Annotated in this window: 2 protein-coding genes; both read right to left on the bottom strand. The window is 33.1% G+C overall.

Features of this window, described 5'->3' with window-relative positions:
* Nucleotides 1–65 precede the first annotated feature (65 nt).
* Nucleotides 66–287, bottom strand: coding sequence for a hypothetical protein (locus U881_RS13010; protein WP_235048101.1), 222 nt, complete (start codon nucleotides 285–287; stop codon nucleotides 66–68).
* Nucleotides 288–338: 51 nt separating this feature from the next.
* A complete protein-coding gene (locus tag U881_RS13005) occupies nucleotides 339–563 on the bottom strand; it encodes a hypothetical protein (RefSeq protein WP_051374009.1) in 225 nt (74 codons plus the stop codon).
* Nucleotides 564–723 lie beyond the last annotated feature (160 nt).

Raw genomic sequence — 723 nt, 5'->3', positions numbered from 1 at the left:
AATAATTCACATATAATTCTTAAGCACTTGTTGCTAATTTAGGCTTTTTAGAAACCTTAACTCGCTTAGCTTTGTTGTTGTTCCTTCCCAACTTCTTCTTCACCTGAAGACGACAAAGCAACCTTAGAATCATCATCCTCTACTGATGGATCAACAATAGATTCAGCACTTTCTAATGGTAAATCACCCCTAGGTTCCGCTATCTCAACCTTAGGTTCCTCAACAACCTTCCTTTCTAAATTGCTAAGTAAAATTTCCTTATAATCTGTATAAAGCCTCTCCAACATACGATTCATCATGAAACCTATCTTCGTTTCACAGAAATAATCTCCATCTGTTTAATTAATCTTGATATCTAGATTATCTGTATACTTCTTTGCTACCCACTCTTTCAAGTATCTATATACATAATCATAGTCAATATCTTCTGGAACAAGTACTGGAAAATTAACTATTGTTTTATCTATTCGCTTAGACTGCACCTCATCGCTCATATAAACTGTCCAAAGCTTATCTCGCTTTATGTATAATCTTTTAGCTAAATATCGCAAATGAAATCTCATGTTACGTCTCCTTTTCTTTTATAATTTTATTCCCTTCTTCTTTAACTACAATACCTAAACTTGATAAAGACAATCCCTTAGTCGTCTTAAATCCTGCATAATTAGTTTCAAATTCAATATTCATCTTAGGCAATAATCTGTATGAAATGTCTGGTGCAGA

This window comes from Borrelia persica No12, assembly GCF_000500045.1.
Lineage (GTDB): Bacteria > Spirochaetota > Spirochaetia > Borreliales > Borreliaceae > Borrelia > Borrelia persica.
Note: the sequence above shows the minus strand (reverse complement) of the source record. Positions and strands in the feature narration are given on the sequence as shown.